Origin of the sequence: Vagococcus entomophilus (assembly GCF_003987595.1) — a bacterium.
Classification (GTDB): Bacteria; Bacillota; Bacilli; order Lactobacillales; family Vagococcaceae; genus Vagococcus_E; species Vagococcus_E entomophilus.
In genome coordinates this window covers 630,764-657,386 of record NZ_NGJZ01000001.1, presented here as the reverse complement: position 1 = coordinate 657,386, position 26,623 = coordinate 630,764, and the positions used below count along the sequence as shown (strand labels likewise).

Below are 26,623 nucleotides of genomic sequence, written 5' to 3'. Positions count from 1 at the left end.
GTAAATTATTCGTAAATCGTTTTTATTTTTATAAAAATTTAGAATCTGTTTTTAAATAAAAAGATAACCACTTAGCTCAAAACCCTTTTAAAACAGCTTTTTTAGAGATTTACTTATGATTATAAACAAATTAACCAAAAATTTACTCTTTTTTAATGTCGATAAATCGTTGCGAAATCCGAATTTTTTTACTATAATTGACCATGGACTTACTTACCGAGTGAGTTACATTAGAACGAGGGGATACATGTAAAAAATGAAGAGCTGGAAAAGAGTGGCTTTATTAGGTTTAGGTGTTTTATTAACTGCAGGATTAGTTGCTTGCGGAGGTAGTTCATCAAGTAGTAAAAAAAGTAGTGCTTCTTACACACCAAAAGAGTTGACTGTACAATTTGTACCATCTCAATCTGCTGAAACATTAGAAGCAAAAGCAAAACCACTTGAAAAACTATTGAAAAAAGAATTAGGAATTCCGGTTAAAGTAAGTGTTTCTACTGACTACAACACAATTGTTGAAGCATTAGGCTCTAAAACAGTTGATGTCGGCTTCTTACCACCAAACGCTTATGTCCTAGCACATAAAGAAAACGGTGCGAAAGTGCTACTCCAAGCACAACGTTATGGAATTTCACAACCTGGAGGGAAGAAAACTACTGAATTAGTTGACTCTTATCGTTCAATGATTGTTGTTAAAAAAGGTAGCAACATCAAGAGTGTTAGCGACTTAAAAGGGAAAAAAGTTGCTACACAAGATGTTACATCATCTGCAGGATATGTTTGGCCAGTTGCTGAAATGAAGAAAAAAGGCATTGACGTAACAAAAGACATGACCACTGTTTTGGTTAAGGGTCACGACCAAGCTATCTTATCCGTTTTAAATGGAGATGTTGATGCAGCATTTGTCTTTGAAGATGCTCGTAATACTTTAGTTAAAGACCAACCAAATATTTTCAATCAAGTAGAACCAATGTACTTTACAAAAGCAATTCCAAACGATACAATCACGGTTCGTTCTGATATGAGTGCTGCTTGGCAAAAGAAAATTCAAGACGCCTTTATCAAAGTTGGAAAATCAACAGAAGGACATGAAATTATTTCATCAATTTACTCTCACGAAGGCTACGAAAAATCTTCTGATAGCAAATTTGATATTGTAAGAGAATACGCAAAAGAAGTTGGACAATAAAAATAACCGAGATTAGCACTCGATCATTTTTAATTAGAAAACAGGGTGTCTTTGGACTATTCCAAGATGCCCATTTTCTATGTATATATGCAAAAAGAAAGTAGGGGAGCAAAATGGGGAACAGCGAAAAGCCGATTATCTCATTTAAGAATGTAAACAAAGTCTATCCGAATGGTACGCAAGGATTAAAAGATTTGAATATTGAGATTCATCCAGGAGAATTTGTGATTGTAGTAGGGCTATCTGGAGCTGGAAAGAGTACTATGCTTCGTTCAATCAATCGCCTACACGAAATTTCAAGTGGAGAGATTGTCATTGATGGAAAATCAATCACGCATGCTAAAGGAAAAAATTTACGTTTAATCCGTCGAGATATTGGCATGATTTTCCAAAGTTTCAACCTAATCAAACGTTCTACAGTGTTAAAAAATGTTCTTACAGGACGAGTTGCTTATCACTCGACTTTCAAAACATTCTTCGGTCTATTTCCAAAAGAAGATAAAGAACTGGCCTATGAATCGTTACAACGGGTGAATCTCGCTGAAAAAGTCTATGCAAGAGCAGATGAACTTTCAGGTGGACAACAACAGCGTGTTTCCATCGCTCGTGCACTTGCGCAGCGTCCCAAAATTTTCCTTGCTGATGAGCCAGTTGCTTCTCTAGATCCAATTACGACTGAAAAAGTCATGGATGATTTAAAGCGCATTAATCAAGATTTAGGTATTACCATCGTTGTTAACTTGCACTCGGTAGCACTTGCACGGGAATACGGAACAAGAATTATTGGACTTAGAGCTGGAGAACTGGTTTTTGATGGTCCTGTTGAAGAAGCAACAGATGAAACTCTCCAAGCAATCTATGGAAAAGAGATCATCGAAGCCCAAGAGGAGGTCGCACAATGACATCTTCCTCATTACCTAAAGGAAAAAGTAAATTAGGAAGTCTTTTCCTCTTTGTTTTATTTATCGTCTGTCTTTATGGTAGTGCGGTAATTTCAGAAGTGGACTTAGCCCAATTTTTTACAAATTTTACGCAAATGAATGTGATTCTTCAAAAAATGATACACCCAGACTGGACGTATCTGTCCATTGTGATTGATCCACTACTTGAAACCATTCGTATGGCAATTATCGGCACAACATTTGGCGCCATCGTGGCGTTGCCTTTTGCTTTACTAGTCTCTAGAAATGTTGTAAAAAACCGCATCGTCAATGGAGTGTTACGTTTTATTTTAAATATTATTCGGACAATTCCTGATTTAATGTTAGCAGCTGTTTTTGTCGCAATCGTTGGGATCGGACCAGTCGCTGGGATTATCAGTTTAGCAATCTTTTCATTTGGTATGATTACAAAACTGTTTTATGAAGCCATTGAAACAATTGACGAAGGACCAATCGAAGCTATTACTGCTTCTGGTGGGAATAAGCTGGATATTGTACGCTACGCCGTTTTGCCACAAGTATCCAGTCATTTCCTCAGTTACTTATTGTATGCGTTTGAAATCAATATTCGTGCTTCAACAGTACTAGGATACATTGGGGCCGGGGGGATTGGGGTTTATCTACAACGCTCACTCAGCCAATTCCGTTATGACCAAACATCAATCATTGTCATCATTATTTTTGCAGTTGTCTTGGTGATTGATTTAGTTAGTAATCAACTAAGGGAGAGATTATTATGAGATTACCTGCTGAACCAAAACAAAATAAAATTAAAGTTTTCGCATTAGTTGTGTTTTTTATCGCTGTATACTGGTGGGCTTTTAGTGCCATTTCGTTTGGAGGGGTAAAACCCACTGCAGGCGAAATCGTAAAATCCATTTTTTCTGGTATCATTCATCCCGATTGGAACTATGTTTATACTGGAGATGGAGAAGACTTAGTGACCTTGCTATTTATTACGGTTGCCATAGCCTTTTTAGGAACGTTTATCTCTGCTATTTTAAGTTTGCCGTTTGCCTTTTGGGCAGCTAGAAGCAAGAGACTGCAGAACGTTTTATCTGCACGGATTTTTTCAGGCAGTGGAAAAATTGTCCTAACAGCCATTCGGACGTTTCCAGAGATTGTCCTAGCCATTATGTTTATTAAAACGGTTGGTCCTGGTTCCTTTGCCGGGGTTCTTGCGGTCAGTGTCCACTCAATCGGAATGTTAGCCAAATTGTATAGTGAAGCCATTGAAAACATGGATCAAGGGCCAGCAGAATCGGTTATCAGTGCGGGGGGAAATAAAGCAAATGTCTTATCACTTGCGACCCTGCCACAACTTGTTCCAGAATTTGTTTCTTATACACTTTACCGCTTCGAATTAGCCGTTCGTTCTGCTTCTATTTTGGGAATGGTCGGTGCTGGTGGGATCGGAACGCCATTAATTTTTGCAATCAATGGTCGTTCTTGGAGTCGTGTTGGGATCATCTTACTCGGTATCATCGTGATGGTTACTGTGATTGACTTTATCTCAGGTAGCCTTAGAAAACGCTTAGTCTAAAGGAGTTATGAGAGATGAAACTCACTATTTTAGCTACTAGTGACATGCATGGTTATATTTATCCAACAAACTTTGGCTCTACTAATCAAAACCAACCTTTTGGGGCGGCAAAAGCTGCAACTGTCATTGAAAGAATTCAACAAGAAACAAAAAATCCTGTGATTACTATTGAAAATGGCGATTTTATCCAAGGATCACCACTTAGTTTTTTCTTGGCGAAGCAATTAGAAGATTTTAAACCAAGTGAACTGATGAATGTTTTAAATCTTATCCAATATGATGTTGGTTTGCTTGGCAATCATGAATTTAATTACGGGCTGAACTATCTCAAGATGATGGAAGACGCATGTAATCATCCTATTCTTTGCGCTAATATCTTAGGTCAAGATGGCAAGCCTTTTTACGGAAAAGCTTATGAAATTATTGAAAAACAAGGGGTCAAGATTGCGATTCTAGGGTTGACCACTCAATTTATCCCTCATTGGGAACACCCAGATCATATTAAGGGTTTGACCTTTAGAAGTATCGTGGATACAGCAAAAGAATACATCCCGCTTTTAAAAGAACAAGCAGATGTCGTCATTGTCAGCTATCACGGTGGCTTTGAACGCGACTTGGAAAGTGGTGCGCCAACTGAACGTTTGACTGGTGAAAATGAAGGGTACCAGCTTCTTCAAGAAGTTAGTGGAATTGATGCACTTGTAACGGGCCATCAGCATCGAACCCTTGCACAAAAAGTTAACGGTGTCCCCATCATTCAACCTGGCTTTCGTGGTGAATTCGTTGGACAGATTACGTTGAGGCTTGAACAAGTAGAGCAGGGATGGGTGATAACAACTAGCGAGGCAGAACTTATTCCAACTGGTAATGAAGTCGTAGCCCCTAGAGTTGCTCAAGCAATCCATCCCGTGGCCGCAGCCGTTGAAAAATGGCTGGATCAACCACTGGGAAGGGTCGAGGGATCTATGAAAATCGAAGATCCTGATCAAGCAAGAATTACAGAACATCCTTATATTGAATTTATTCAAAAGGTGCAAATGGATGCATGTGGAGTAGACATTTCTGGAACAGCTTTATTTAATAACGAAGGAAAAGGGTTTAACGAAATAATTACCATGAGAGATGTTGTGACGAATTATGTTTATCCCAATACTCTAGCAGTGCTAAAGGTCTCCGGAGCAGATTTGAAAGCGGCACTTGAAAGATGTGCAAGCTTTTTCAAACTAGAAGAAGATGGGAAGACACTAGGGATTAATTCGTTATTTATCAATCCTAAACCACAATATTATAATTATGACATGTATGAGGGAATTGAGTATACGCTTGACATATCAAAACCTATTGGAGAACGAGTGACCAAGCTAAACTATCACAAAAAAAACGTTCAAAGCGAGGATACACTTGAAATTGTTATAAACCAGTACCGAGCAGTCGGTGGGGGGGATTATTTGATGTTTAGTGCGGATAAGATCATTCGTGAAGTTCAAATTGACATGACCGAGCTGATTGCAAATTATCTTCAGCGACATCCTGTGATTGAAGCCACTGTCAATCATAACTTTAGCGTTGTAACGATTCCTGAAATAGAATAACCAAAAAAGAAATCCAGTGAGGGTTTCTTTTTTGGTTATTGCGATTTTCGTCCCGTATCCTAAAGCCAAGAAAAATGAACGCATCAACGTCTTTTCGCTGTCATTTTTTCAAGCAATAATAAATCAAATTTGAAAGACTGAGTAATCAGTTCTTTCGTGTGACAATCAAGAGGACGTCCATGAAAAATCGGATAGTCCTGTTCACTTACAATTTTAAGTAAGCTTTTAAGTTCTATCTCAATATCTTTAGCAAAATCCTCCGATAGTAATTCGCTGGGTACCTTTCTATCTAGTAAATAGTCAGTGGTCACTTGAAAAAAATCAGCAATTTGTTGTAGGGTAGATGTGTCAGGAAAACGATTTCCATTTTCGTATCCTGAAATAGAAACCTTAGAAACGTGAATGACATCTCCTAACATTTGTTGGGTCATTTTGTTTTGTAATCTCAAATTTTTTAAACGACTGCCAAAAGACATATTAATCCCTCATTTCTTAGTATAATTGTATCGTTAACGGCTTGTTAACACAAGGATAAATAACAATAATTAACTAATAGAAATGGCTAGTTTTTTAATTAATATTTAGTTAATCGTCCCATATTTGTAGAATAAGAAGAGCAGGCTTGCACTATTTAATTTTTATAGTATAATAAAAGTAAATATTACTTTAATAGGAAGTGTGACGATGAAAAGAAATTTTAAAAACAAACAAGAGGAACGACTATATTATGAACAATGTGCCTCCGAAGAAGAATTTTTAGACTGGTATCATCAACAAGAAACCAAACAATATGCACGACCAAGTGTCACAATTGATAATGTGATCTTATCTTGGGATCACGCTGAAGCAAAGCTAAAATTACTACTCATTCGTAGAAAAGCTCATCCTTTTAAAGGATATTACGCCTTTACAGGAGGGTTTGTTGAAGAGAATGAGGAAGCTGATGAAACCGTAAAAAGAGAAGTCAAAGAAGAAGTTAACTTAGCCATTAATGAAAAGCAATTTGAGCAACTGCATACATTTACTACGCCTTATCGTGACCCTCGTACATGGGTTATCACCATTGCGTACATTACTTACTTAAGAGGGGTGCCAAAGGCTGTAGCAGGCGATGATGCTGCGTTTGCTGAATGGGTAACATTAGAATGTGTACAAGAAGGGATTTATCGTTTGCATTCATTTGATCAAAAAAATGAGTTGCTGTTTAACTTAAATGGAGAAAAATTATCTGGAAATATGGATTTAGCTTATGACCATCTTGCAATTTTAGTCAAAGCGATCAATCAAATCCTAAGCTCAATCAATACCCAACCTCACATTTTAAAACTTTTACCCGAAACCTTCACTTTAAAGGAAGCCGTTCAACTTTTAAAAGAGATGCTAGGAGAAAACACGTATCTCGATAATAGTAATTTCAAGCGGACTCATGGAAAATATTTGGTAGCATGCGGAGAAGAAAGCGGCAGCAGTGTCGGGCGACCATCAAAGTTATATAAACTAAAAGAAAAATGAGGAAATAGAATGGGAAATTTATATAAAGAGAAGGTAAGAGGAGAGGACATCGCAATTATTTTTGGGACCTTTGCCCCTCTTCACCGAGCACACATTGATTTAATTAATCGCGCGAAAAGAGAGCATGATGCAGTTATTTTAGTTGTGAGTGGCTATGGGGGAGACCGTGGTGAGTCCTGTCATCTTCCTTTGAAGCGTCGTTTTCGATATCTTAGAGAAACTTTTTCGACTGATCAACTAGTCTACGTCGAACAATTGGATGAAACAAAGATACCTCGAATGCCTCAAGGGTGGGATAATTGGTTGGAAAACATGCTGTTAATTGTCGAGCGAAGTATGTATACTTCTAGCCAAGCCACTTTTACTTTTTACGTTGGCGAAGCAGAGTATGAATCGGAGTTGGCGGCTCGTTTAGACAAGCAAAAGTTTTCTGTGCAGTATACCAAGAGGGATAAAAATGGTTTGTCTGCTACGAAGATTCGGGAACGACCACTACATAACTGGGCAAGCATTAGCCATGTGTATCGCCGTGTATTTAGCAAAAACATTTTAATAACAGGGAGTTCATCTACAGGAAAGACCACCTTAGTAGAAGACTTGGCCAATTATTATAACGCACCCAAAAGTTTGGAATACGCGCGGTACTACCAAGAACATTACAATGTGCGCGATGAAGAACTGGATGTAGAAGATTATATCAACTTAATTCGAGGTCAGTTTAAACAAACAAGCAATTTAATTAACAGGATGGAAAATTCTGGGCTGATCCTTGCAGATACAGATGCTATTACCACCTATGTTTATTCAAAATTGTATTTACCAAAAGAAGAACACAACAAGCTATTGCCTTTATACCAAGAAACTATTCGCAAGAGTAACTGGGAAGCTATTTTAATTGCACCACCAGTGACCCAATATGTGGAGGACCATTTTAGAAATAAAGAATGGGGCAAACAGGAAGAACGCAAAAAGTTCCATCAAGCTCTGATAGATGCCTACATTGAGTTTGGGTATCAGGAGAAGCTCATTTTTTTAGAAGGAAAAGCTACTGCTTCGGATCCTAACGGTTTTTATGCACGCTATGAACAAGCGAAACAAATCATTGATTTCATTTTATTAGAAGAGGAGAACAAACAATGAACAAACAGAAAATGCAGTTTTTAAAAGAAGAGCTTTTTGGTGGATGGACAGCCTTTGAAGCATTTTGGGTTACGAGTCTTATCTGGCTTCAAATCGCGGTTTTTGCTAGGCATCCCGAGAGCATACCAAGCATAGTCGCTGGGATTTCTGGCATGTTTTGTGTGACTTTTGCTGCAAAAGGGAAAATTAGTAATTACTTTTTTGGTATTATTCAAGTAAGTGTTTATCTTTATCTAAGTTATCAAGCAAATCTCAAAGGTGAACAAATGCTCAATGTCTTTTATTTACTTGCAAATTTCACTGGGCTGTATACCTGGAGTAAAAATATGAGACAAAAAGAAGTACATGAAGGACAAACTCTTTTAGTTGAAGGTAAAAGTCTCAATGCCAAAACATGGTCATTTGTTGCAGTCGGACTTCTTGCTTCTTGGCTTTTATACGCTCAGGTTTTAATCTTACTTCAAAGTAACCAGCCCTACATTGATGCTTTGAGTGTGGCTTTTAGCGTACTTGGACAAATCCTTATGGTTCTTAGGTTCAAAGAACAATGGCTAATGTGGATTATTGTCAATGTGTTAAGCATTATCTTGTGGGTGAGAGTGGTACTCCATACAGGTAGTCAAGATTATTCGGTCATTGCTATGTGGATTGGTGCTCTTTTAAACAGTATCTATGGCTACATTCAGTGGAAACACTTGGAACAGTCACCTAAAAAATATTAGGTTGGACCATCGTACTTTGATTCATAGCACTACGTAGACAGAGCGAGCAGCACTCTCATGGAAGACAACAAGGATACACAAAACTTTGCAGAGCAACTTCCGTATATTCTTTCACATTTTTCTGGGTTAAACATTTCTATCCCACCCTCTTCTTTACTGAGAGGGCTTTTTTTTATTTTATAAAGCTTTGAATAACCTTGGCAAAAAATAACATTTCTTTCGCATTTTATAGTATAATTTCAACGTTGGGATGAATCAAGAGAAAGAGGGTGATTGGATGAGTCACGCACCAATCTATGCCGTTGTCGATATTGAAACAACCGGAACCGATACATACGAGGATCGAATGATTCAGTTTGGCTGTGTTTTGGTTGAAAATGGAAAGATTGTTTCTACCTTCGCAACGGACATCAATCCCGGAATTAGAATTCCAGCGCACATCGAGCAACTAACTGGAATAAAAAATAGCCGCGCCAAAAAAGCGCCTTATTTAGAAGATGTTGCCTATACGATTCATCAATTATTAGACGGTTGTATCTTTGTCGCACATAACATCAATTTTGACTATCATTTTTTAAGTAAAGAATTGGAACGCTGTGGGTTACCTAAACTGCGTCTTCCAGGCATTGACACAGTGGAACTGGCACAGATATTTTTCCCTACCTCGCCCAGTTTTCGTTTGCAAGACTTAGCCGACCAATTTGCTTTTACGCACACAAACCCGCATCAAGCAGACAGCGATGCGTATGTCACTGCAGAATTATTGATTAAAATTGAAAAAAAAATACAAACCTTACCATTAGTTACCTTAGAAAAGTTGAGTGAATTAGCTGAACCACTATCCATGAATACGGGGAGCTTTATCCAACAAATGGTTGCTGTGATAAAAGAGCAAATACCACTTCCATTAAATGAAAAACTACAGGTGGTGTCTGGCATTGCTCTCAGGAAAAAAGAACACAAACTTTTTTCGACAAAGTTATACGAGGAGACCGGTTATCCGAAAAGTAAAAAAGAAAAAGAAAAGCTGTTCCAAAGCAAAATGATGTATCGATCCGGACAGGCTAAAATGATGAATGCTGTCTATAAACACTTTCAAACAGAATCTGAAGAAAAGAATCTTGCACTTGAAGCCAGTACGGGTAGTGGAAAAACATTTGGCTATTTGCTTCCTATTAGCTACTTTGCTCGACCAGAAAACCCTGTTGTCATCAGTACAGTCTCCATTCTTTTAGAAAATCAATTGCTAAATGAGGCAATTCCGAAAATAAATCGGGTTGTTCCTAAAAAAATCCAACCTGTACTATTAAAAAGCTACTCGCACTACCTAGATTTAGAACGTTTCTACAAAACCTTGCAACAGCCTCAAAAGCAAAAAATGTTTTGTCTTTTTCAAATGAAGTTACTAGTTTGGTTATTAGAAACTGATTCTGGAGATTTAGACGAGCTCAACTTAATCAAAAGACAACATCCTTTTTGGCAAGAAGTAACTCACAAGGGAATCAGTCACTTAGAGGGAAGTTCTGCATTCTATGAAGAAGATTTCTATCTATTTTTGAAGAGAAAACTGACACAATCAAATGTTATCATTGTCAATCATGCTTTCTTATGTCAAGAGAATTTCAGGAAAGAATTCGAACTCCCCCAATCGGACTATTTAATCATTGATGAAGCGCACCATCTGCCTCGTATTATGCAAGAGTCCGGAACAGATAAAGTCTATGAAAAACAATTTTCACGTTGGGTTAGCGATACACTTGCGGTACAATCAGAACCAAAATTAATGCACATGTTACTATCAGAAAAAAAAGAATATACGGAAATTACGCTCATCAACCATGTCCTTGAAGAGCTGGAGGAGTGCTACGAAGAGTTTATTGCCTTACTTCATACAGAATTAGTTCACACATACGGAGATTTAGCTGTTGATAAAGAAAGGCCGATTAGTGCAACTTGGTTTTCACAAACCTCTCTAATCTTTCAAAAATGCTGCAAAGAATTCATAAACACATTGCTTGATGGTGAGCGTCTCGTTGAAAATTTTTCAGAACAAATCGAAAAAAACTGGGCTAAGTATACGGTAGAGGAACATTACTTACTGGAAATTTTGCTTGAAAAGCTCAGTAAAATTACATCTTACTATCAATTTTTCAAAAAATTCCTCACAGATTGGCGACTTTCGTTGGTCAAGTGGATCAATATAGAACCAAAAAAAAGAAATGCAACGTTTTATACAAGTGATTTAGCGAGTGTATCACTTGAAAATAACTCATGGTATACACGCTATAAAAAGGTTTTATATACTAGTGGTACATTGACTATTGGAAAAAGCAGTAAATATTTAGCGCGTAGTCTTGGTTTAGATAGACTTCCAATCAAAAAAATTCCTGAGATGTTTGACTATCAAGAACAGGCACGGGTCTATATTCCAACGGATGCACCCAATCGACTGGGGAACCCAGACCATGCTTACGCTCATTATCTGGCCGATTGCTTAATAAAATTGGTAGCATACGAAAAACGGCCATTATTAGGATTGTTCACTTCTCATGAAGTGTTGCAAGAAGTCTACCGCTTGATTCATCGGACACTTGAAGAACAAGGCTGGGAAATTTTAGCACAAGGAATTTCTGGGACAAATGAAAAATTACTGAAACGGTTTAAGCTAAGTGAAAAAGCGATTTTACTTGGTGCAGATAGTTTTTGGGATGGCATTGATTTGCCTAGCTCCACCGTCCAGATTATGGTGATGACACGTCTGCCATTTGATGCGCCAAACCGTCCCTTTGTCAAAGCAAAGTATCATTATTTAGAAGCATTAGGACAATCCTCTTTTTACAATGAAGCACTGCCTAAAGCAACGATGCGTCTAAGACAAGGGCTGGGAAGGCTCATTCGAACACCTCAAGATAAAGGGGTCTTACTAATTTTGGACCAAAGAATCATTCAAAAAAAATATGGCCAGAAAATGCTAAAAGCCTTCCCAGAGTCCTTACCAGTAATTGATACTCCATTTGAGAACATCCTCAGTGAAATCCATTGTTTTCTTGATCTTTAAACAAAATCAAGGTTGATTCTAGAAAAAGATAAAAATTCTGATATAATGAATAGTGATAAACATCAAAGAGGAGTACCGACAGATGAAAAATAGATGGAAGATCATACTGATTATTTTGTTAAGTGCCCTTATTTTATTTTCAATTATCTTTTATGTCCGCGCTTCACGTCCAGCAAATACAGCTAAGAGGGAGGCTGTTGCACTAGCCAAAAAATATGCGGATATGGAAGAAGTAGACCGTTTTTATTGGTTTTCCAGAAAAAAAACTTACTTTAGTCTAGTTGGAAAAGACAATAAGAAAAACAATATTGTAGTCATCATACCTAAATCTGGTGAAAAAGTAACAGTCTATAACCAGTCTGAGGGATTAACAGAGACACAAGCTTTAAAAAAAGTGATTGATTCTGATCATCCAAAGACCATCAAAAAAATTACTTTAGGGATGTACAATGACGAAGCTGCCTGGGAGATTATGACAGCAAACAAAAATGGAGAGTTGAGCTATTATTTGATCAGCTTCAAAACGGGAAAAACGATCAACATAATAAAAAATATATAATTACGTGGAGGGACAACATGAAAATCTCACAAAGAGCACAAAAAATCGCACCATCCATCACTTTAGCAACTTCCGCTAAAGCAAAAGCTTTAAAAGAGTCTGGTTTAGATGTTTTAAGTCTAACGGTAGGAGAACCTGATTTTACAACGCCTAAGAATATTGGGGCTGCGGCGAAAAAAGCAATTGATAATGGAACTGCGAGTTTTTATAAACCATCCGCGGGAATTATGGAATTACGTCAAGCAATCATTGAAAGAACAAAAAAAGATTACGGGTTGACTTATCATCAAAACCAAGTAATGGTAACAGAAGGGGCAAAATTTGCAACGTTTTGCTTGTTCCAAGTCTTGCTTGATGCAGGAGATGAAGTCCTTATTCCAACACCTTATTGGGTTAGTTACTCTGAACAAGTCAAATTAGCTCAAGGAAAATCGGTTTTTGTTGGCGGAAAAGAAGCCAATGGCTACAAAGTGACCGTCGAAGAGCTTGAGGCAGCAAGAACTACTAAAACTCAGGCTTTATTGTTGAATTCACCGTGTAATCCTACTGGTGCAGTATACACCACAGAAGAACTCCAAAAAATAGGAGAATGGGCTGTAGCACATGATATCGTGATACTTTCAGATGATATCTACGGCAAACTTGTTTATAACAAAAATAAATTTACCCCGATTGCAACACTTTCAGAAAAAATTCGTAAGCAAACCATCATTATCAATGGTGTATCTAAAAGCTACTCGATGACCGGTTGGAGAATCGGCTATGTCTTAGGAGATGAGCAAATCATTCAAGCAATGATTGCTTTTGCATCACAATCTACCAGTAACTGTGCAGCTGTCAGTCAATACGCCGCAGTAGAAGCACTAACTGGAACCCAAGAAACAGTTGAAGAAATGCGTCAAGCGTTTGAAAACCGCTTGAACACTATTTATCCAAAATTTTCTGCGTTACCTGGATTCAAATTGACCAAACCACAAGGGGCCTTTTATCTATTTCCTAATATTAGAGAAACCCTTACGCTTTGTGGTTATGAGCATGTCACAGATTGGGTTCAAGATTTATTAGAAGAAGTTCAAGTAGCTGTTGTAACAGGCGAAGGTTTTGGGGCACCAGATAATATCCGTATTAGCTATGCCACGGATTTGGAAACACTAGAAAAAGCGGTAGCAAGAATGAAAACATTTATCGAAAGCAAAATTGCTTTAAAAGTATAAAAAGAATTGATGACTAGAAATGGAGAATTTTGAATGAAAACTATTCAAATTATTGATGCAAAAAATCATGTTGGAGAAGTAGTAAAAATTGGTGCGTGGGTGGCCAATAAACGATCAAGCGGGAAAATTGCTTTCTTACAATTAAGAGATGGAACAGCATATTTTCAAGGAGTAGTGGTGAAAAATGAGGTTAGTGAAGAGCTATTCCATACAGCCAAAAACCTTACTCAAGAAACATCAGTAATAATTACTGGAGAAATTCGTGAGGACAGTCGTTCTAAGTTTGGTTACGAAATTGGTGTTTCAGGGATTGAAGTTGTAGGAGAAAGTCATGATTATCCGATTACTCCCAAAGAACACGGGACTGACTTTTTAATGGATCATCGTCATTTATGGCTTCGTTCAAGCAAGCAACATGCAATCATGATGATTCGGAATGAGATTATCCGTGCGACTTATGAGTTTTTTAACAACAACGGTTTTGTCAAAGTGGATCCACCAATCTTGACAGGAAGCGCACCAGAAGGAACAACAGAGTTATTCCATACAGAGTACTTTGATCAAGAAGCTTATCTTTCCCAAAGTGGGCAATTATATATGGAAGCAGCCGCAATGGCCTTTAACAAAGTCTTTTCTTTTGGCCCAACTTTTAGAGCAGAAAAATCAAAAACAAGACGTCACTTGATTGAATTCTGGATGATTGAACCTGAAATGGCCTATACGCACCAGGAAGAAAGCTTAGAAGTTCAAGAAGCTTACGTTGCTTATCTGGTCCAAAATGTCTTAGAACATTGCGAGTATGCATTAGATGTGTTAGGACGTGACAAAGAATTGCTCAAGAAGTACACACAATTACCTTTCCCAAGAATTTCTTATGATGATGCCGTACAATTGTTAAAAGATAATGGATTTGAAGATATTGAGTGGGGCGATGATTTTGGCTCACCGCATGAAACTTTTATTGCCAATTCATTTGAGAAACCAGTATTCATTTTAAACTATCCCAAAGCAATCAAACCATTTTACATGAAACCACATCCAACACGTGAAGATATTGTGATATGTGCGGATATGATTGCACCAGAAGGATACGGCGAAATCATCGGTGGTAGTGAACGTGCAACTGACTATGAGTTTTTACTTGAACAAATCCAAAAGCATGGTTTGGATGAAAATGAATATTCTTGGTATTTAGATCTTAGAAAATATGGTTCCGTTCCACATTCAGGCTTTGGTTTGGGCCTTGAAAGAACCGTTACTTGGTTGTCAGGAATTGATCACGTACGTGAGTCAATCCCATTCCCAAGACTTTTAAACAGAATTTATCCATAATAAAAAGAACCAGAAACATAACTGGAAAGTTACGTTTCTGGCTCTTTTTTTATTTAGGTAAATGATTCAGAAAGTTTTGATAGGCTATTTTTTGAACGATTTCTTTCGCATAGATTTCTTCCAAAGTTTCTATCAGCTTAGGGTAATCCGCACTTGTTTTTAAATCAGAAAAATGGTCCATCACACCATCAAAATCCGAACCAAAACCGATAATGTTTTCAGCACCTAATGCAAGTAGATGGTCAATATGAGGAAGTAAATCTTGAATAGAGGCAGTTTTAGTATTTTCATGTGTAAATCTTGGACAAAAAACAACATGAATCAAGCCTTCTTTTTCAATCATTTTTTTTATTTGCTCATCATCCAAATTCCTTCTGTGATTCCAAATAGCTTTAGCATTTGAATGACTCGCAATTGGATACTTGGCAACCTCCATAACATCCCAAAAACCGTTCACACTAAGGTGAGAGACATCCGTAAAGCAATGACGTTCGTTTAAAAGCTGAACAATTTGGTAGCCAAACTCGGTCAAACCAGCCCCGCGTGGTTCGCCCACACCATCAGCAGCATAATTTGCGTTATTCCATGTCAATCCTACTGATAGGACCCCTAAATCTAATAATTTTTCTAGTTTGCTTAAATCATCCCCAATAGCATCGACGCCTTCTAACGTCAAAAAAGTGCCAATTTCTCCCTCTTTGAGCTCTTTTATTTGTTCCCAGGCCGTAATGGGATGAAGCCGCTTGTTCCTTGCCAAAATATGTGAGTGATAAAACTTAATCTGCTCAAGAGCAGCCTCAAATTTTTTTTCTAAAGGTATTTCAGGATCAATGAAAATAGCAAATGCTTGAATCCAAATATTTCCTTTTTTTATATTTTGGTAATTAACATCTAAGCGGGGACTGTTCTCAAAATTTAACCGCCCCTTACTAAGTTGGAATTTCATTAGGGCATCACAATGTAAATCGACAATTTTCATATGTTTGCTCCTCCTTTATTTCTTTTATTAAGTATAGTCTTTTTTTGTCTATTTTCCTAATATTTCTGTGATTTTTAAGGCTTGATTCCCATAAAGAAAATTTTTTATGCTATAATACTACCAGATATCTTAAAGAATTCAGGTGAGTAAGAAGTGAAACCGCAGTTAGATAAATTATTATCCTCAAAGTCATTCTTATATTTCTTACAATTGGTTGAAACAATGAATTACACGCAAGCAGCACAGCGTATCGGAATTTCACAGCCAGCACTGACTCAACAAATTAAAAAACTAGAAAACAATGTTGGGGCAGAACTATTTTACAGCGTTGGGAAAAAGCTTTACCTCACTAATGCCGGAAAAATCATGCAAAAAACCATTGAAGAAATATATGATTCACTCCTAATTGCCACAGAATCTATTCAACAAGATACCAATGAAGTAAGTGGAAAAATCACTCTCGGTATTTCTGCTTCAATTGAAGATAAAGTTTTTACAGACTTTATTGTTAACTATTTTAAAAAATATCCATCTGTAGAAATTACTATTTTGATGGTTAACCGAAAGGAAGTTTGGAACAGTCTAGAAACTGGAAAAATAGATTTAGCTGTTTTATACGTGCCAGAGCAGCTCATTGATAACTGGCGTGCTTATGCCACGAAAAGTATTTTAAAAGATGAAATTCTATTTTTGCACCATAATTCTGATTTTATAGGAAAGACTGAAATTTCTTATTCTGAAACCTTGAAACAACCTTGGGTTACTTATCCGAAAGCTTACTTTGTTTCACAAGTAATTTTAAATGCTTTCAAACGTAAGCAGCTACCAGTTCCAGAAAGTGTGGCTTACTTTACAAAACCAGCGCAGATGTTTAAATTTAGCAATGAAACTGGAACCTATACTGCACTTCCAAAATCTTTTTTTCAAGCTCATGAGTGCGAGGGAAACCTTAGCGCAATTCCCTTCAATCCACCTTTAGAAATGGATCTAACATTTGTTTTGAGAAAAGAAAAAGAGAAAATCCCTAGGATTAAACACTTTTTGGAAATGTTTGACCACTATTTAGAAGACGAGGACTATATATCCCGTTTAAAAAAATAAACCATATCATCTAAGGAGAGACGATACATGTCAAAAGTACTAATTTTCGGACACCAAAATCCAGATACCGATGCCATTACGGCAGCAATTTCTTTTGCACATTTGCAAAAACAATTAGGAGTAGAGGCTGAGGCGGTTGCACTTGGTACAGTCAATGAAGAAACAGCCTATGCCCTGAATACATTTAAAACAGAAGCACCACGTGTCATTACAGCTGCTTTGAAAGAAACAAAGCAAGTAATGCTTGTTGACCACAATGAAGCGCAACAAAGTGTTACAGATATTAAAGATCTAGACGTACTTGCTGTAGTGGATCATCACAGAATTGCTAATTTTGAAACGGCTAATCCTTTATATTACAGAGCAGAGCCTGTTGGATGCAGCAACACCATTATCTTAAAATTATATAAAGAGCATGCTATCACTATTCCACAAAATATTGCAGGATTAATGCTTTCAGCAATTATTTCTGACACGTTACTTTTCAAATCACCTACTTGTACGGAAGAAGATATTCGTGCGGCCAAAGAACTAGCTGCTATCGCTGAGGTTGACTTGGAAGCTTACGGCCTTGAAATGCTAAAGGCTGGAACCAACTTAAGCGATAAAACAGAAGAAGAATTACTTAACTCTGATGCAAAAAGTTTCCCAATGGGGAACAAAAATGTTCGTATCGGACAAGTAAATACGGTTGATGTCGCTGAAGTCTTAGCTAGACAAGCTGCTCTAGAAACAGCCATGGAAGCGCAAAACAAGCAAAATGGCTATGATTTATTTGTTTTAGTTATTACAAATATTTTAGATAGTGATTCAGAAATACTTGTAGTCGGTCAAGACAAAGAGAAGGTCGAAAAAGCCTTCCAAACTGAATTAACTAATAATACCGCTACATTAAAAGGCGTAGTTTCACGTAAAAAGCAAGTGGTTCCTCAACTAACAGAAGCTTTTAAATAAAAAAGAGCGAAGCAGAAGAGGTCATTTCTACTTCCTCCGTTTCTGTTAAATACTAAGGGCCTAGAACATAACTTTTATGTTCTAGGCTCTTTTTTTAGGTTTGTCTTGGACTAATCATTCATGCCTTTTCTGGATACTTTTCTTCAAAGTGAAGAGCCGCTCCAATAAGATTGGCCTGGTTTTTAAATTGACAAATTTTGACAATAGGGAAATCTTCCTTTTGTAATGATTCTTTTTTATCACTACTGGTGAAAAAATTTTTAAACCATTCAGCTATTCCAGCTTGATTGTCAATCGTTTCTGCCAACGCTTGTTGGATATTTTCTAAAAAGCCTTCTTGTTGGCTCACTCCACCACCTAGGGCAATAAATTCAGGGTGATACGACAAATTAAGTGATAATAATACTTCTGCGAGTGACTGATACAATTTGTTGACCTCTTTTTTGGCAATGGGATCATCTACTTCAGCTAGCTTAAACACATCTTTGCCGTCAATACTTGAAGGTAGTTTGAATTTCTTCAACGAAACTCGGCGCCCAATCTGAACAGGGGAGACGTTCGAATTATTTAAATTTTTAATGCTTCTGGCAACCAAATCTTTGAGTTCTGGCTGTTTGGCATCAGTAGGAGAGACCACCTGACCGTCTTTTGCAAAGGCAATACCCAAACCACTGCCTATAATTAAGAATAACGGGTTATCTGCATTTTTAGCAACGCCCATCCGAAGCTCAGCAAGGGCTGCACAATCTGCATCATTCATCATTGAAATTGGCAAGTTCAGCTGTTGCTCCATTTGAGGGATAATCGGGCCTAAGTGTAAGAAGGGGACAAAACTCACGCCATTTACAGAGCCAGATTCCTCATCAACATCCCCAGGAGAACTGATAGCAACTCCTTTTAGAGTCTTTTCTTTTGTAAATTTTTCTTTGATTTCCTGCAGTTGATCATAAAAACTACCACGTGTGAGCGGAGTGGGAACTTCATCAGTATGGTGAAGTTCCTTATTTTCCCACAATCCGTATTTAATCGCAGAGCCTCCAATATCAATTACTAATAGTGTCATTTTTTCACCTTCTTTAATTTTATACTTCTATCATAAAGCAACCATTTTAAATATGCAATCCCAAGTAGTTCATAATTTTATTATGTTAACTAAAAAAGACTTGAAATTTTTCTTTTCTTCGCTATGATAATAAGTAAACGACTGATTAGTGTGGCACTTATATATTAAGCAATGAAAAATCAGGTGTATAGAAATGGAGTGGATGGAATAATTGAACGGGAATAAACAAAAATTAAAAGTATCACGTCCAAGATACCAACAAATTGCCGCCGATTTAGCGGCTAAAATTGTAGATAATAAATATAAGTTAGGCGACAAACTCTCTGCGCGTTCAACCATTGCCGGACAATACAGTGTTTCTCCTGAAACAGCAAGAAGGGCCATACAAGTGCTCGTTGATTTAGATATTGTCGCATCTAGACATGGAAGTGGTGCGTATATTACTTCTTACACAAATGCCCAAAACTTCGTCAAACAATTCAGCGATATTCAAACTTTAGATGAATTAAAAAAAGAAATTAATGATAGTGTCATACGACAGCGAAATGAGCTCGCTTCTTTCAATAACAGTTTAAATAAATTAATCGATCAGACAGAACGGTTTAGATATCTCAATCCACTCAATCCATATCAGTTAGAAATCACAGATAATATGCTTTATTTAAATCAAACTATTCAGGAGATTAACTTTTGGCATAATACAACTGCAACACTAGTTGCCATTAAACGAGGACCTGACTTCTTTATCTCTCCTGGTCCTTATGCGCAACTTTTTTCAGGAGATATCATTTATTTTGTGGGAAATTCATCCGCATTACAATTTGTTCAAAACTTTCTCTATCCACAAGAAAATTAAAATTTAATGAGAAAAAAACAGATTAGGATTTTTCTAATCTGTTTTTTGTATTGCTATAACAGTCAATAGAACGTTTTCTTTATAAGTTTGAGTTATTTGACTCATGTGACAACTTTGTGTTAATGTTGTGTAGTCACTTTTAAGTGAGGAGTTTTCGTTACACTAAAAATAGAAAGGGAGTTTTTATTTGAGTAAAGTTACAGTCAAACATGTAACAAAAGTTTTTGGGAAAAAAACAAAACAAGCGCTTGATATGATTCAAGAGAATCGTTCTAAAATTGAAATTTTGAAAAAGACTGGCGCTACAGTAGGTGTTTATGACGCAAATTTCGAGGTGAATGAGGGTGAAATTTTCGTTATAATGGGCCTTTCTGGTAGTGGAAAATCAACCTTGATTCGTTTACTAAATCGCCTCATTCAACCGACTAGTGGGAATATTTTTATAGACGGAGTTGATATTGCCAATATCGACAAAAAAGAATTACGCGAAGTAAGACGTACAAAAATGAGCATGGTCTTTCAAAATTTTGGGTTATTTCCACAAAGAACTATTTTTGAAAATACCGAGTTTGGATTAGAGATCCGAGGGGTCGACAAAGCTGAAAGAGAAAAGAGAGTTTTAAAAGCGCTAGAAAACTCAAGCTTGCTTCCTTACAAAGATCAATATCCTAATCAGCTTTCTGGAGGAATGCAACAACGGGTTGGTTTGGCTCGCGCATTAGCAAATGATCCTGAAATCTTATTAATGGACGAAGCTTTTTCTGCGTTAGATCCGCTTATCCGTAGAGAAATGCAAGATGAATTATTGGAATTACAAGAAAAAGTGCAAAAAACCATCATCTTCATCACACATGATCTAAATGAAGCTCTTAGAATCGGAGATCGAATTGCATTGATGAAAGATGGTCAAGTGGTTCAAGTTGGAACAGGAGAAGAAATCTTGACAAATCCTGCAAATGATTACGTTGAATCCTTTGTGGAAGATGTCGATCGTTCGAAAGTTTTGACGGCCGAGAACATCATGGTTCCTGCAATTACATTAAACATCAATAATGACGGACCAAATGTTGCGCTAAATCGAATGCGAAAAGAGGAAGTGAGTCTTCTGGTAGCCGTTAGCAAAGGACGAAAACTACATGGTTATATCACCGCTGACGATGCGCTCCAAGCGAAAAAAGAAGACAAACCGCTTGCCTCATTTGTTCGTACAGATATCCCTACAGTTGAAAAAGATACATTAGTAAATGATATTTTCAATGTCATCCATGACGCCACTACGCCAGTTGCAGTGGTAGAAGACGGCAAAGTCCTAGGAGTAATTATCCGCGGAATCATCTTACAATCTTTAGCAACGGAAAGTGAGGGAAACACAAATGAGTAACTTCATATTTGGTACGAATCAATTACCAGTAGCAAGTTGGGTAGAGACGTTTACAGCTTGGTTAACCACCAATTTTTCAGGTTTGTTTAATTTCTTCCAATCTGTTGGTGGCTCGCTCATGGACGGTATTACGAATTTTCTAGTATGGATTCCACCGTTTGCCTTTATTGCAATTGTAGCTATTGCTGCATTTGTCGCATCTAAGAGAAAAATAGGCTTCACAGTATTTACGTTAATTGGATTGCTTTATATCTATAATCAAGGATTATGGCAGCCTCTGATGAACACAATCACCTTAGTCATTGTTTCAAGCTTGACTGCGGTCATCCTCGGAATCCCTTTGGGAATTTTGATGGCAAAAAGTCAAATTGCTAAAAATATTATCACACCAATTTTAGACTTTATGCAAACAATGCCTGGTTTTGTTTACTTGATTCCAGCTGTTGCTTTCTTTGGAATTGGTGTCGTGTCTGGGGTATTTGCTTCCGTAATTTTTGCACTTGCACCCACTGTTCGCTTTACGAACTTAGCCATTCGTCAAGTTCCAAAAGAGTTGGTAGAAGCTTCTGATTCGTTTGGGAGCACAGGTTGGCAAAAACTAATTAAAGTCGAATTGCCATTAGCGCGTTCTACTATTATGGCGGGGGTTAACCAAACTGTTATGCTTTCTCTTTCAATGGTAGTCATCGCGTCTATGATCGGTGCACCTGGACTAGGACGCCAAGTTTTATCTGCACTTCAAAGAGCACAAGTTGGAAATGGCTTTGTTGCAGGACTTTCTCTAGTGATCTTGGCGATTATCCTAGATCGATTTACACAAATATCTAAACATTAAAAATGAAAAATCTCAACAAAATGCTCAAAAAGTTAAGGTTCGCCGCATCACTACGTTTGTAGTAGGAGCACTTGCACTTATTGGAATCGTTGTTGGTGTGTATCAAAGTTCCTTTAGCTCTTCAAGTTCTTCCGCTGCTAAAGGAAAGTCAATCAATATTGCTTACGTTGAGTGGGATACAGAGGTTGCATCTTCAAATGTAATTGGTCAAGTACTAGAAGATTTGGGGTATAAAGTATCACTAACCCCACTAGACAATGCAGTTATGTGGGAATCATTATCCAAGAGCCAAACAGATGCAATGGTATCGGCTTGGTTGCCAAATACACATGCATCCCAATACGAAAAATATAAAAAAGACATTGAAAACCTTGGTCCTAACCTAAAAGGGGTTAAAGTTGGTTTAGTTGTTCCTGCTTATATGAACGTTAATTCTATTGCTGATTTAAAAAATGAAGCAGGTAAGACCATTACGGGGATTGAGCCTGGAGCTGGAGAAATGATTACCACAGAAAAGGGACTTAAAATTTATAACAATCTTTCCGATTGGAAACTAAGTTCATCTTCTACTGGAGCGATGGCTGTTGAGCTGGGCCAAGCCTACAAAAACAAAAAAGAAATTGTAGTCACTGGATGGGCCCCTCATTGGATGTTTACTAAGTACAAACTGAAATTCTTAGAAGATCCACAAAATATCTATGGAAGTTCGGAAAGTATTAACACAATGGTTCGGAAAGGTCTTAAAAAAGATGCACCTGAAGCATATAAAGTGTTAGACAAATTTAATTGGACCGAAAAAGATATCAATGAGGTCATGCTTGAAATCCATGATGGTAAAGATCCAAAACAAGCAGCCAAAGATTGGATTGCAAAAAATCCTGGTAAAGTCAAAGAGTGGACAAAAGGGATTAACTAAACAAAAAAGATTCTTGATTTTTCAAGAATCTTTTTTGTTTATAAAAATAAAAGCTTTTAAAGTTGTTATTTGGAGTAAATATGGGTAGAATATAAAGGGAATTGACTTGGCTGTTGTGGATTAAACGTATTGGAGAGAAAGTTATGCGCAAAAAGAAACATTTATTGACGAGGATCGAACGCTTTTTTTTAAAACTTATTTTGATTCCGGTGATTTTATGTTTACTATATAGTGGATGGAAGTACTATTTTAAAGATGACTCTCATGCTGCTGATGTCGACTCATCGAACATCAGTACCGCAAATATTGTGAAAAAAAAGAGCATTCAACTGGATGTTCCATTGCTTAATCAATTGGATGAGCCTTCACTTTATAACGGATGTGAAGTGACAAGTCTTGCCATGCTACTAAACTATCGTGGGATTTCCGTTACAAAAAATGAACTAGCCCAAAATATTGCTGTTGTTCCTTTGACCGATGAAAATGGAAATTATGGAGACCCCAATCAAGGGTTTGTGGGAAGTATCGATGGGAGTGAAAAAGGCTATAGTGTCTACCATGGACCCATCGCCAAACTAGCACAAGATTATGTAGGAGAGGACTTAAAAGTCGTAGATTTAAGCAATCATTCCTTCAACACTTTGCTAAATACTCTTTCTAATGGTAATCCTGTTTGGGTCATTACCACAGTCAATTATGCACCGACAGATGATATGGAAACTTGGCAAACCGCTAATGGTGAAGTAGAAATTAGTTGGAGTGTACATAGCGTTGTCGTAACCGGTTATGATGAACATTATATCTATGTTAACGACCCTTACGGAGAAAAAGACAAAAAAGTGGACCGAACTTCATTCAAACAGGCATGGATTCAAATGGGACGACAAGCAGTTACGATTCAAAAAACAACATAAAAAACTTGATTGGGAATAGGCCCAATCAAGTTTTTTTAGTTAATCTGGCGTTTGACCATCATGAGCATGCCACTGGCACTCTAATAAATCTATATTAGTAAAAGTAGCTTTAAAGGTTGACTCTTCAGGAGAACAAGCATAAATTCCAAAACGAATCGTCTCTGTAGCTTTTGTCATATGGCAGATTCTCATCTGTTGAAAATGACACCCATCCGTTGAACATTCGATTCGGTAATCATTTTCTCTTCTGCTTAGCCGATACCACATCGACTTCACGTTAGCAGGGATTGTTGTGGTGGCCCAATCCGAATATCCTTGATTGGTTACCACACTTCCTAAATGTTGAAAAGTTTCATTTTCATACTCTATTGAGCCTTTTAGCCAGTTTTCACTATCCAGATAGAGCACGATACCGCATTGATCAAAACGGTGGTGACTTTCTGTAAAATCTGTTTTGACCACAAAACTAAAAAACTTCTTGTCCGTTTCCATTTGAAAAACGGGTGCATTATCATTTTGAAAATGGTAATACGTTCGTTGCCATAAATCTGTGTGTGGCTTCGTCTGAATTTCTACAAAATCATCTAAGACCTCATAATGGGCAGGTAGGCGAGTCCATTTAAATTTTGCCAAATCTATCATGCCAATTCCTCCTAAAGAATAGTTTTGTACTCGGTTTCACCTTATCAAAAAAGAAAATATAAGTAAAGAACATAGAAACTTAAATTTACCCACTAATACTTGAGCGCTATAAAGAAGCCGAGAGCGAAGATAAAAAATGTGATTTTTTTAATTCTGATTGAAAAAATAACGATGAAGCTGCTGTTTAGCTTAAAATCATTTACTTTTATTATATATTATACTAGCGTACAACGTTTTTGATCTTAACGGTTGGTTATCAAAATTTTTAAAAAGGGACTCTTAAAACGCCTTATAGACGCAAATAAAGCGATATAACAGGTCACTATTTGTCTATCAATTTTTCCAGCTAAAATGATTAAGAGAGGCTAAGGCAGCTAGTAGAGAGCGGAAGCACAAACATTTCTCTAAGGTAAAAGGTAAATAGGAAAATTTAATTCTAGTTTACATAATATATATTATACAAAGTAGATTGTTTGCATTAAAGTAATTGAATCTTAGCCCAAATTCAGAGAAATTTTTATATTGTTTGTTGCTAAACGCCATGGTCTTATTTTCTCATCCTAATCAGTTGAACTTGACTAGTCCAACTTAAGATTATGATTATTTTTCATTAGCGATAGGAGTTGTTCCTTCGTGGTACGTCTAGTTGAAAGCTTTGGTAACTCATGTATTGAAAAAAAATCGACCTTACTGATTTCACCCAAATCATCGGTTTGGTGAATGGTTCCGCTTACAACCGAACAAGTAAAAATCAGCTTATAATACTGGATAGGCTTATTTCCATCATTCATTTTATCTGTATCTATTAGCTGAGAAAGTGTCTCAACTTTGACCAAAAGTCCAGTTTCTTCTTTAACTTCTTTTATAATATTTTCTTTTGGTGAAAACCCAACTTCAGCGTAACCACCTGGTAATGACCATTCTTTACTTTTTTTGTCTTGAACAAGCAAAACACTGCTTTCATGCCTAATAAAAGCTCGAACATCTACTTTTGGAGTTGGATACCCTTTTTCTTCTGCAAAAAAATTTTGAACAAACCGTTGATCTTGCCCAGAAATACTAGAGAGCATATCAAAAGTGATTTTTTCTAATTCACAGTAACGTTCTTGGTCGTAGACATCTTTACCATAGACCTTACCAGCTTGAGCAATTGCAAGTGTTCTTTTTAAATAGTTGGCTAAATCCATTGGCATTACCCTCCTTTTTATTATGACACTTCTTATACCAAGTCTATCATAAATAACACAAAAAAACCTATAGGATAAAAAGTGAAAGAATCCTTTTTTCCCAATAGGCAAGCGCAAGATTAGTTAGATAAGTTTCGTTATCTACCTTTTTGTTCGGCCGTTTGACTGATTTGCCAAGCAGCAATTAGCTCCTCAGCTAAGTCGTTTAGCGAGGTCATAATATAGGTTGGTTTTTGTGCTTGACTTTGAATCAAGTCAAGCTTGTTTGGATTAAACCAACAAGTGTCAATTCCAGCTTGATTTCCACCCACAATATCCGCAGACAATCGATCCCCAATCATCAATGTATCATCAGAATTGAAGTCCGGAATTTGAGCAAAAATCGCATTGAAAAAGCGTTTATCCGGTTTTTCATAGCCAATTTCTTCTGAAATGAAAGTATCTTCAAAAAAATGTTCCAAGTGTGCACCTTTGAGGCGGGCACGCTGCGTGCTACCAAAGCCATTGGTCCCTGCAAAAATACGAAAACCGTTTTCTTTCAACTCTTTTAAGCAGCTATCTGCAGCTGGCATTAAATGATAGCCCTGGTCAAGATATTTTCGGTACATACTTTCAGCTTCAGAACCATCAACTTCAATTTGGTATTTCTGGAAAAATAAGCGAAATCTTTGATTCAAGATTTCTGATTTATTCGCGGTTCCTTGCTCAATTTCCCGCCAAATCATTTGATTCACAAGTTCGTATTCTCTAAAAGTTTCTTCATTATATTGAAGTCCATAATGTGCAAAGACATTTTTCAGACCATTTTTTTCACATGCCTTAAAATCAAATAAAGTATCATCTAAATCAAAAATTAAAGTTGTGTACTTTCTCAACTCTCTCACCTCTATTAAAATCATAAATTAAATCTCTAATCCCAAACACTAAAGCACAACAATATCGCTATCTTACTAGATAATGAGAAAAATAGCAAACAAAAAGAAAGCTTTACTAATT

At 37.0% G+C, this 26,623-nt stretch carries 23 protein-coding genes and 1 pseudogene; 18 read left to right on the top strand and 6 right to left on the bottom strand.

The annotated features are described in order from the left end of the window. Positions 1-256 precede the first annotated feature (256 nt). From CBF30_RS02985 to CBF30_RS02965, 5 genes are all read left to right on the top strand, one after another. Positions 257-1,186 (top strand): phosphate/phosphite/phosphonate ABC transporter substrate-binding protein, encoded by a 930-nt coding sequence (locus tag CBF30_RS02985; protein WP_126822623.1) that lies wholly within the window; start codon positions 257-259, stop codon positions 1,184-1,186. 113 nt (positions 1,187-1,299) lie between these two features. Then, positions 1,300-2,088: a phosphonate ABC transporter ATP-binding protein gene (phnC, locus tag CBF30_RS02980; RefSeq protein ID WP_126822622.1), complete on the top strand. Its 789-nt coding sequence runs from the start codon at positions 1,300-1,302 to the stop codon at positions 2,086-2,088. Further along, a complete protein-coding gene (phnE, locus tag CBF30_RS02975; RefSeq protein WP_126822620.1) occupies positions 2,085-2,867 on the top strand; it encodes a phosphonate ABC transporter, permease protein PhnE in 783 nt (260 codons plus the stop codon). Before phnC ends, phnE (CBF30_RS02975) begins: the two co-directional genes overlap by 4 nt. Beyond that, complete coding sequence (gene phnE, locus CBF30_RS02970; protein WP_126822618.1) at positions 2,864-3,670, top strand: phosphonate ABC transporter, permease protein PhnE; 807 nt, start codon at positions 2,864-2,866, stop codon at positions 3,668-3,670. The genes phnE (CBF30_RS02975) and phnE (CBF30_RS02970) overlap by 4 nt, the downstream gene beginning before the upstream one ends. A 14-nt stretch (positions 3,671-3,684) precedes the next feature. Then, positions 3,685-5,262, top strand: a complete 1,578-nt coding sequence (locus CBF30_RS02965; protein WP_126822616.1) for a bifunctional metallophosphatase/5'-nucleotidase — start codon at positions 3,685-3,687, stop codon at positions 5,260-5,262. An 83-nt stretch (positions 5,263-5,345) separates the two neighbouring features. On the opposite strand, the gene CBF30_RS02960 is transcribed toward CBF30_RS02965, so the two are convergent. Further along, a complete protein-coding gene (locus CBF30_RS02960; RefSeq protein ID WP_126822614.1) occupies positions 5,346-5,738 on the bottom strand; it encodes a helix-turn-helix domain-containing protein in 393 nt (130 codons plus the stop codon). Between the two features lie 208 nt (positions 5,739-5,946). Here CBF30_RS02960 and CBF30_RS02955 point away from each other — a divergent pair, with 208 nt between their 5' ends. The 7 genes from CBF30_RS02955 (at position 5,947) to asnS (ending at position 14,799) form a co-directional block, all read left to right on the top strand. After that, positions 5,947-6,774, top strand: coding sequence for an NUDIX domain-containing protein (locus CBF30_RS02955; protein ID WP_126822612.1), 828 nt, complete (start codon positions 5,947-5,949; stop codon positions 6,772-6,774). Between the two features lie 9 nt (positions 6,775-6,783). Continuing rightward, entirely contained in the window at positions 6,784-7,914 is a 1,131-nt protein-coding gene (locus CBF30_RS02950) for an AAA family ATPase (RefSeq protein ID WP_126822609.1), read from the top strand. Further along, positions 7,911-8,636 carry a nicotinamide riboside transporter PnuC gene (gene pnuC, locus CBF30_RS02945; protein WP_126822607.1) on the top strand — a complete coding sequence of 242 codons (726 nt, stop codon included), beginning with the start codon at positions 7,911-7,913 and terminating at the stop codon, positions 8,634-8,636. Before CBF30_RS02950 ends, pnuC begins: the two co-directional genes overlap by 4 nt. A 277-nt stretch (positions 8,637-8,913) precedes the next feature. After that, positions 8,914-11,694: a helicase C-terminal domain-containing protein gene (locus tag CBF30_RS02940; RefSeq protein ID WP_170168915.1), complete on the top strand. Its 2,781-nt coding sequence runs from the start codon at positions 8,914-8,916 to the stop codon at positions 11,692-11,694. An 82-nt stretch (positions 11,695-11,776) separates the two neighbouring features. Beyond that, positions 11,777-12,253, top strand: coding sequence for a cell wall elongation regulator TseB-like domain-containing protein (locus tag CBF30_RS02935; RefSeq protein ID WP_126822603.1), 477 nt, complete (start codon positions 11,777-11,779; stop codon positions 12,251-12,253). Positions 12,254-12,270: 17 nt separating this feature from the next. Beyond that, positions 12,271-13,467, top strand: a complete 1,197-nt coding sequence (locus CBF30_RS02930; protein WP_126822601.1) for a pyridoxal phosphate-dependent aminotransferase — start codon at positions 12,271-12,273, stop codon at positions 13,465-13,467. Positions 13,468-13,500: 33 nt separating this feature from the next. Continuing rightward, entirely contained in the window at positions 13,501-14,799 is a 1,299-nt protein-coding gene (asnS, locus tag CBF30_RS02925; protein ID WP_126822599.1) for an asparagine--tRNA ligase, read from the top strand. A gap of 49 nt (positions 14,800-14,848) precedes the next feature. Here asnS and CBF30_RS02920 read toward each other — a convergent pair whose 3' ends face one another. Then, positions 14,849-15,778, bottom strand: a complete 930-nt coding sequence (locus CBF30_RS02920) for a dipeptidase (protein ID WP_126822596.1) — start codon at positions 15,776-15,778, stop codon at positions 14,849-14,851. 153 nt (positions 15,779-15,931) lie between these two features. Here CBF30_RS02920 and CBF30_RS02915 point away from each other — a divergent pair, with 153 nt between their 5' ends. Beyond that, the gene (locus CBF30_RS02915; RefSeq protein WP_126822594.1) at positions 15,932-16,879 is read left to right on the top strand and encodes a LysR family transcriptional regulator; all 948 of its coding nucleotides are present in this window, start codon (positions 15,932-15,934) and stop codon (positions 16,877-16,879) included. 27 nt (positions 16,880-16,906) lie between these two features. After that, positions 16,907-17,833, top strand: coding sequence for a manganese-dependent inorganic pyrophosphatase (locus CBF30_RS02910; RefSeq protein WP_126822592.1), 927 nt, complete (start codon positions 16,907-16,909; stop codon positions 17,831-17,833). 118 nt (positions 17,834-17,951) lie between these two features. Here the strand turns inward: CBF30_RS02910 and CBF30_RS02905 are convergent, their stop codons facing one another. Further along, positions 17,952-18,896: an ROK family protein gene (locus CBF30_RS02905; protein ID WP_126822590.1), complete on the bottom strand. Its 945-nt coding sequence runs from the start codon at positions 18,894-18,896 to the stop codon at positions 17,952-17,954. A 211-nt stretch (positions 18,897-19,107) separates the two neighbouring features. Here CBF30_RS02905 and CBF30_RS02900 point away from each other — a divergent pair, with 211 nt between their 5' ends. From CBF30_RS02900 to CBF30_RS02880, 4 genes and pseudogenes are all read left to right on the top strand, one after another. Continuing rightward, positions 19,108-19,752, top strand: coding sequence for a GntR family transcriptional regulator (locus CBF30_RS02900; protein ID WP_126822588.1), 645 nt, complete (start codon positions 19,108-19,110; stop codon positions 19,750-19,752). A 187-nt stretch (positions 19,753-19,939) separates the two neighbouring features. Then, positions 19,940-21,133: a quaternary amine ABC transporter ATP-binding protein gene (locus CBF30_RS02895; RefSeq protein WP_126822586.1), complete on the top strand. Its 1,194-nt coding sequence runs from the start codon at positions 19,940-19,942 to the stop codon at positions 21,131-21,133. Next, positions 21,126-22,884 (top strand): annotated as a pseudogene (locus tag CBF30_RS11865) (ABC transporter permease/substrate binding protein). Before CBF30_RS02895 ends, CBF30_RS11865 begins: the two are co-directional and overlap by 8 nt. 143 nt (positions 22,885-23,027) lie before the next feature. Further along, positions 23,028-23,798 carry a C39 family peptidase gene (locus tag CBF30_RS02880; protein WP_126822580.1) on the top strand — a complete coding sequence of 257 codons (771 nt, stop codon included), beginning with the start codon at positions 23,028-23,030 and terminating at the stop codon, positions 23,796-23,798. Between the two features lie 39 nt (positions 23,799-23,837). Here CBF30_RS02880 and CBF30_RS02875 read toward each other — a convergent pair whose 3' ends face one another. The 3 genes from CBF30_RS02875 to CBF30_RS02865 all read right to left on the bottom strand — a co-directional run bounded on the left by CBF30_RS02875 (position 23,838) and on the right by CBF30_RS02865 (position 26,526). Continuing rightward, on the bottom strand, positions 23,838-24,437 hold the full coding sequence (locus CBF30_RS02875) for a DUF1349 domain-containing protein (RefSeq protein WP_126823751.1): 600 nt from the start codon (positions 24,435-24,437) through the stop codon (positions 23,838-23,840). A gap of 581 nt (positions 24,438-25,018) precedes the next feature. Further along, positions 25,019-25,627: an NUDIX hydrolase gene (locus CBF30_RS02870; RefSeq protein WP_484444097.1), complete on the bottom strand. Its 609-nt coding sequence runs from the start codon at positions 25,625-25,627 to the stop codon at positions 25,019-25,021. 137 nt (positions 25,628-25,764) lie between these two features. After that, on the bottom strand, positions 25,765-26,526 hold the full coding sequence (locus CBF30_RS02865; RefSeq protein ID WP_126822576.1) for a YjjG family noncanonical pyrimidine nucleotidase: 762 nt from the start codon (positions 26,524-26,526) through the stop codon (positions 25,765-25,767). Positions 26,527-26,623 lie beyond the last annotated feature (97 nt).